This window comes from Pseudomonas sp. SDO5215_S409, from assembly GCF_054071325.1.
The window spans coordinates 1-6993 of sequence record NZ_JBSVWN010000109.1; the positions used below are offsets into that span (position 1 = coordinate 1).

Here is a 6993-nt window from a genome sequence, read left to right on the forward strand (position 1 = left end):
GAGTATCTAAAGTCTGTACAACAATCCAGTGTTGCGACGACCGGTTGAATCCGCCTATTTTCTTACGTGAGAGTTCTGCATGCCCCCATTGCCCTGGCACGCCATCGACACCGTCCTGCTGGACATGGACGGCACCCTGCTCGACCTGCACTTCGACAACCATTTCTGGCTGGAGCATGTGCCCACGCGTTATGCCCAGTTGCACGGGGTGAGCCGGGCCATGGCCGAGCAGGAACTGCACCCGCTGTTCGAGCGTAACGCGGGCCAGTTGCAGTGGTATTGCCTGGACTTCTGGAGCGCCGAGCTGAACATCCCGATTCGCGAACTGAAAGTGGAAATCGCCGACCTGATCGCCCTGCGCCCGGACGCCGATACGTTTCTGGCGGCGATCAAACGGGCGGGCAAACGGGTGATCATGATCACCAATGCCCATCGCGATTCGTTGTCGTTGAAGTTGGAACGTATCGAGTTGGCGCCGTATTTCGAGCGGATGATCAGCTCGCACGACTATGGTTTTGCCAAGGAAAACCCGCAGTTCTGGGACGCCTTGCACGCCGACATCGGGTTCGACCCGGCGCGCAGCCTGTTTATCGACGACACCTTGCCGATCTTGCGCAGTGCCCGGGACTTTGGCGTGGGGCACTTGCTGGCAGTCAAAGAACCGGACAGCCGCAAAGGGCCAAAAGACACCGGCGAGTTTGCGGCCCTGGACAGCTACCGGGAGTTGCTCATCGGCCTGTGAACCCCCGTGTGGAAGCGGGCCTGCCCGCCTCCACAGCGCGTGTTATTCAGGAATACGCAGGGTCTGCCCCGGGTAGATTTTGTCGGGGTGCGACAGCATGGGTTTGTTGGCCTCGAAAATCTTTTGGTACTTGTTGGCACTGCCATACACCGCCAACGAGATCGCACTGAGGGTGTCGCCCTTCTTCACCACCACAAACCGCGCAGCCACGGCCACGGGGCCGGTGACGGTGATCTGGTCTTCGACGCTGCCCACCCCGGCGATATTGCCCGCCGCCAGGATGATTTTCTCTTTCTCTTCCTGGCTCGACACCTCGCCGGTAAGGATCACTTTGTCGCCCTCGACCGTCGCCTGCACATTCGGATTGCCGAGACCCACCTGGGCGATGTGGTCTTTCAATGTCTCGCTCGCATTGGCGTTACCCGGCGTCAGCAGGTCGATCAACTTTTCGCCGGCTTCCTTAACAAAGCTAAAAATGCTCATGATGCGCTCTCCTTGGTATGTGAGTTCCAGATGCCCAAGACTAGACCAGTCCTACAGACTTCGGTTCCTGGCCGACCAAAGACCCAAACGCGCTAGAATCCCTCGCCATTGGAATAAACCCGGGAGCGAAGATGGACATCAAACAGCTGAAATTTTTGATCGCCCTCGACGAAACCCGTCACTTCGGCCAAGCGGCCGCACGTTGCCACATCACCCAGCCCACCTTGTCGATGCGCCTGCGCAGCCTGGAAGAAGAACTGGACCTGCCCCTGGTCAATCGCGGCCAACGCTTTGAAGGGTTCACCGCGCCCGGCGAGCGGGTGCTGGCCTGGGCGCGAACGGTGCTTGCGGCCTATGACGGGTTGCAGGCCGAAGCAGCGGCCTGTCGTGGCAACCTGGTGGGGACGTTGCGCCTGGGCGTGGTGCCGCTGTCGAGCTTTGATCCGCTGGCCTTGATGCAACAATTGCACACACAACACCCCAACCTGCGGTTTGAATTGTCGTCGCTGAGCTCCGAGCAAATCCTTGAGCAACTGGCGAGCAACCGCCTGGACCTGGGCGTGTCTTACCTGGAGCGGCTGGACACTGAACGGTTTGACGCCCTGGCGCTGGGCGACACCCGCATGGGCCTGCTCTACGACCAGCGCTTCTTCAACTTTGGCGACACGCCGTTGAGCTGGGAAGCGTTGACCGAGTTGCCGCTGGGCATGCTCACCAGCGGCATGCACTTTCGCCAGTCCATCGACCACAACTTCCACAGCCGGGGCCTGCACCCGCAGCCGTTGCTGCAAACCGACGCCGTCCATCAGTTGCTCCAGGCCGTGCATGGCGGATTGTGTTGCGCCGTGATGCCACTGGAGGGGGGCCTGGACGCTCTCACCGACAACCTGCGCCTGCAACCGATCGCCGATGCCCACACCCTGGCCCGCCTGGGCTTGATCATGCGCCGCGGCGCCCCCCGTTCGGCCTTGGCAGAAGCGTGCTTTGCGCTCTATCAGAAATCGCGACCCGGGGCTTGATCGACGTCATCTATCGGTAGATCAGTACAGGTGATTAGACGCGACCCTTTGTCGCGCCTAGGCTTAGTACTCAGCCCTCCGCCGGTAATGCCCCATGAACGCCAAGCGCCCAGTCTGCGCGGCGCCCGCTCCTGAAACGCCCGCGCCAGCCGCCAGCCAGAGCTATCAGTTTTGCACCCTGGACCACACCGAATCGGCCAGCACCGCGCTTGCCGAAGAAGTGGCGTTGGCGATTGCCTATAACGACATCAGCCAGGCGGTGATGCTGGTGACCCCTACTGACCTTGAAGACTTCATTGTCGGGTTCAGCATCGGCAGCGGCATTATCGAAGACGTTAGCGACATTTATGATCTGAAACTCAGCGGCTCGGGCTCGGCCCAGTACGCCCAGGTGCAGATCTCCAGCCGCGCGTTCTGGAACCTCAAGCAACAGCGCCGGCAATTGGCGGGCACCAGCGGCTGCGGCCTGTGCGGCGTAGAAGCCGTGGAACAGGCACTGCCCGACCTCAAGGTGCTGCCCGGCGCGCCCCTGCCCCCGGCCGCCTGGCTCGACGGCCTGCGCCAACGCATCAGCGCCTTCCAGCCCCTGGGCCAATACAGCGGCGCGGTGCACGCGGCGGTGTTTATGAATAGCCAAGGCGAATTGCTGCTGGGCCGCGAAGACATCGGCCGACACAACGCCCTCGACAAGCTGATCGGCGCGTTGATCCGCCAAAAGATTCCGACCGAAGGCGGGCTGGCAATTGTCACCAGCCGTTGCAGCCTTGAACTGATCCAGAAAGTCCTGCGCGCCGGTATCCAGACCCTGGTCAGCCTGTCGTCGCCCACCGGCCTGGCCCTGCAATGGGCGCGTCGGCACAACCTCAATCTCATCCACCTGCCGCAGAAAAGTGCGCCGCGGGTCTATAGCCCAGCGATGGAGAATCAAGCGTGAGCACTCATCATCAAGCCGACGAAAAACCCGTACCCCGCTACAAACCCTATAAAGGTGCGGCCGGTGGCTGGGGCGCGCTCATCAGCGTGGCGCAGGCGTGGCTGACCAGCGACAACGCGCTGAAAAACATCCGCATGATGCTCAAGACCAACCAGAACGGTGGCTTCGACTGCCCGGGCTGCGCCTGGGGCGACTCGCCGGAAAGCGGCATGGTCAAGTTCTGCGAGAACGGCGCCAAGGCGGTGAACTGGGAGGCCACCAAGCGCCGGGTGGACGCGGCGTTCTTTGCCAAGCACAGCGTGACCGCGCTGCTGGAGCAAAGTGACTATTGGCTGGAGTACCAAGGCCGCCTGACCGAGCCGATGCGCTATGACGCACACAGCGATCGCTACACGCCCATCAGTTGGGAAGACGCTTTTGCCCTGATCGGCAAACATTTGAATGCCCTGCCCAGCCCGGACATGGCCGAGTTCTACACCTCGGGCCGGGCCAGCAACGAAGCGGCGTACCTGTACCAGTTGTTCGTACGCGCCTACGGCACCAACAATTTCCCGGACTGCTCCAACATGTGCCACGAGGCCAGCGGCGTGGCCCTGGCGCAGAGTGTGGGCGTGGGCAAAGGCACCGTGACCTTTGACGACTTTGAACATGCCGACGCGATTTTTGTGTGGGGCCAGAACCCCGGCACCAACCACCCGCGCATGCTCGAACCGTTGCGCGAAGCGGTAAAGCGCGGCGCGCAGGTGGTGTGCATCAACCCGCTCAAGGAGCGCGGCCTGGAGCGTTTCCAGCACCCGCAACACCCGCTCGAGATGCTCACCAACGGCGACAAACCGACCAACACCGCTTACTTTCGCCCGGCCCTGGGCGGCGACATGGCCATCCTGCGCGGCATGGCCAAGTTCCTGCTGTTGTGGGAGCGCCAGGCGCAGGCCGAGGGCAAAGAAGCCGTGTTCGACCACGACTTCCTCAACGAGCACACGGCCAACATCCTCGATTACCTGGGCAAGATCGACGACACCTCGTGGGATGAAATCGTCGAGCAGTCCGGCCTCACCCTGGTCGAGATCGAGCAAGCGGCGCGCATGTACGCCAAAGGCAAGAACGTGATCATGTGCTGGGCCATGGGCATCACCCAGCACCGCCATTCGGTGCCGACCATCCAGGAAATCGCCAACCTGATGCTGCTGCGCGGCAACATCGGCCGCCCGGGCGCAGGCCTGTGCCCGGTGCGCGGCCACAGCAACGTGCAGGGCGATCGCACCATGGGCATCAACGAGCGCCCGCCCGTGGCCTTTTTGGATTCACTGGAGCGGCGCTTCCAGTTCCAGGTGCCGCGTGAAAACGGCCACAACGTGGTGGAAGCGATTCACGCCATGCTTGAAGGCCGCTCCAAAGTGTTTATCGGCCTGGGCGGCAACTTTGCCCAAGCCACACCGGACAGCCCGCGCACGTTTGAAGCGCTGCGCAACTGCGACCTCACCGTGCAGATCAGCACCAAGCTCAACCGCAGCCACCTGACGCACGGCAAAGACGCGCTGATTTTGCCGTGCCTGGGCCGCACCGACATCGACATTCAGGCCGACGGCCCGCAAGCGGTGACGGTGGAAGACTCGTTCAGCATGGTGCACGGCTCCAACGGCCAGTTGCAGCCGCTGTCGGCACTGATGAAGTCCGAGCCTGCGATTCTTGCCGGTATCGCCGCCGCCACACTGGGCAGCAAGCCGGTGGACTGGAACTGGCTGGTGGCCGACTACGGGCGCATTCGCGATCTGATCGCCGACACCATCCCAGGCTTTAAAGACTTCAACGAACGCGTGAAAAACCCGGGCGGTTTCTACCTGGGCAACTCGGCCGGCGCACGCCGCTGGAACACGCCGTCGGGCCGCGCCAATTTCCGCCCGAACGTGCTGCCCAAAGACCTGATCCACGAACGCACCCACGCCACAGGCAAGGTGCCGGACCTGATCATGCAGTCGATGCGCTCCCACGATCAGTACAACACCACCATTTACGGCCTGGACGACCGTTATCGCGGGGTCAAGGGCCAGCGCGATGTGCTGTTCGTCAACGAGGCCGACATCATCCGCCTCGGCTTCAAGCCGGGGCAGAAGGCCGACATTGTGTCGCTGTGGGAAGACGGGCGTGAGCGGCGGGTGAAGGGCTTCACCTTGCTGGCGTTTGATATACCGGCCGGGCAAGCCGCCGCGTATTACCCGGAAGTGAACCCGCTGGTGCCGCTGGAAAGCACCGGGGACGGCAGCCACACGCCTACGTCGAAATTCGTGGCGATCCGCCTGGAGGCGGCGAGCGACAGCGGCCTGATCATGGCCCGCTCGGCCTGATTGTTTGTTGATCAATCGGCATGAAAAAGGCCGCTTTTAACTAAAAGCGGCCGTTCTGAAGAAGCTAAAGACTGGTAATTTAGACTTAAGTTCCTGATATAAAACAGCGGCTTATAAAATTTTACGACGCCTCTACCGCTGGTCGGTTTTCAATTGTCAGCATCTTGATACAACCTCAGGATCGCGCCGTCATCCTCCTGAGGTTCCCCTATGAAGTTCTCCTCGATTCTCCTGTTGTCCTTTGGACTGGCCAGTGGCGCCGCCATGGCCGGTGGCACCACCGAAGCCGGTGTGGGTGGTGCGTTGGGCGGGGTGTTGGGTTCCGTAGTCGGTCAGCAACTGGGCGGCAACACCGGCTCGACCATCGGCGCAGCCTTGGGCGGCGCGGGCGGTAGCGCGGTGGGTGCAGACAAGCGCAGCCGTGGCCAGGCCGCCATCGGCGGTGCATTGGGCGCTGCAGGCGGCAACGTGGTGGGCCGCAGCGTAGGCGGCGGCACCGGCGCCCTGGTAGGCGCGGCTGCAGGCGGTGGCGCCGGTGGCGCACTGGGGAACTACATGGGCAACCAGAGCAACGATGAAGCCCGTTATCGCAAGCACAAGCACAACCGCCATCACCGCTAAACCCTGTGGACGCTGGCAAGCCCACAGTTGATGCGCAGCGCTAGAGCGTCAGATGCTCCAGCGCTTCACGCAGCGCAGCCGGCATTGCCGCTGGCTGGTTCGACACCCTGTCGACAAACACCTGCACAAACCGCCCCGCCGCACAGGCCTCGTCCTCGCCAGCCTTGAACACCGCCAGTTCATACTGCACCGAACTGCCCCCCAGCTTGCCCACCCGCAGACCAACCTCGATGCGGTCCGGGAAGGCAATGGAGGCGAAGTAATCGCAGGCCGAACTCACCACAAAGCCCACTACCGCGCCGTCATGAATATCCAGCCCACCGTGTTCGATCAGGTAGGTATTCACGGCCGTGTCGAAAAAGCTGTAGTAGGTGACGTTATTCACATGGCCGTACACATTGTTGTCGTGCCAACGGGTAGTGATCGCCTGGAAGTAGCGGTAATCGGCGCGCTGGGGCATTGAGTCGGGCATGGGCAAGTCTCGTGAGAAGTGGAATTACAGATCGTTCAAATGAGCCTCGGCCCATTCAGGCATGTCGGTAGAGGGGCTGGGATGATACACAACCTGATCGGCGTGAGAGCGGGACGCAGAGCGTCCCGGGCTGCATTCCCACGCGGGAGCGTGGGAACGAGTGAGGCGCCTTGAAGATCAGCGTGCACAGATTCGGCACAGCCGCCTGAATCACATCGCTCACCTCAAACGACTTGAAACTCCATCGTTCCCACGCTCCTGCGTGGGAATGCCTCCTGTGACGCTCTGCGTCACCGGTGCACCGGCCTACGTGCGGGACGCGGAGCGTCCCGGGCTGCATTCCCACGCGGGAGCGTGGGAACGAGTGAGGCGCCTTG

General features: G+C 62.1%; 7 protein-coding genes. 5 read left to right on the plus strand and 2 right to left on the minus strand.

Annotation, left to right across the window (positions count from 1 at the left end; translation table 11 throughout):
* Window positions 1-79: 79 nt before the first annotated feature.
* Window positions 80-742: a GMP/IMP nucleotidase gene (gene yrfG, locus ACW9H9_RS27980; RefSeq protein ID WP_457346605.1), complete on the plus strand. Its 663-nt coding sequence runs from the start codon at window positions 80-82 to the stop codon at window positions 740-742.
* Between the two features lie 42 nt (window positions 743-784).
* Here yrfG and lysM read toward each other — a convergent pair whose 3' ends face one another.
* Complete coding sequence (gene lysM, locus ACW9H9_RS27985; protein WP_457346604.1) at window positions 785-1225, minus strand: peptidoglycan-binding protein LysM; 441 nt, start codon at window positions 1223-1225, stop codon at window positions 785-787.
* A 131-nt stretch (window positions 1226-1356) separates the two neighbouring features.
* On the opposite strand from lysM, the gene ACW9H9_RS27990 reads away from it, so the two are divergent.
* The 4 genes from ACW9H9_RS27990 (at window position 1357) to ACW9H9_RS28005 (ending at window position 6144) form a co-directional block, all read left to right on the plus strand.
* Window positions 1357-2244 carry a LysR family transcriptional regulator gene (locus ACW9H9_RS27990; protein ID WP_457346603.1) on the plus strand — a complete coding sequence of 296 codons (888 nt, stop codon included), beginning with the start codon at window positions 1357-1359 and terminating at the stop codon, window positions 2242-2244.
* 94 nt (window positions 2245-2338) lie between these two features.
* Window positions 2339-3178 carry a formate dehydrogenase accessory sulfurtransferase FdhD gene (gene fdhD / locus ACW9H9_RS27995; protein ID WP_457346602.1) on the plus strand — a complete coding sequence of 280 codons (840 nt, stop codon included), beginning with the start codon at window positions 2339-2341 and terminating at the stop codon, window positions 3176-3178.
* Window positions 3175-5523 carry an FdhF/YdeP family oxidoreductase gene (locus ACW9H9_RS28000; protein ID WP_457346601.1) on the plus strand — a complete coding sequence of 783 codons (2349 nt, stop codon included), beginning with the start codon at window positions 3175-3177 and terminating at the stop codon, window positions 5521-5523. The genes fdhD and ACW9H9_RS28000 overlap by 4 nt, the downstream gene beginning before the upstream one ends.
* Window positions 5524-5733: 210 nt before the next feature.
* Window positions 5734-6144, plus strand: coding sequence for a YMGG-like glycine zipper-containing protein (locus tag ACW9H9_RS28005; protein ID WP_457346600.1), 411 nt, complete (start codon window positions 5734-5736; stop codon window positions 6142-6144).
* Between the two features lie 40 nt (window positions 6145-6184).
* Here ACW9H9_RS28005 and ACW9H9_RS28010 read toward each other — a convergent pair whose 3' ends face one another.
* On the minus strand, window positions 6185-6616 hold the full coding sequence (locus ACW9H9_RS28010; protein ID WP_457346599.1) for an acyl-CoA thioesterase: 432 nt from the start codon (window positions 6614-6616) through the stop codon (window positions 6185-6187).
* Window positions 6617-6993: the final 377 nt, after the last annotated feature.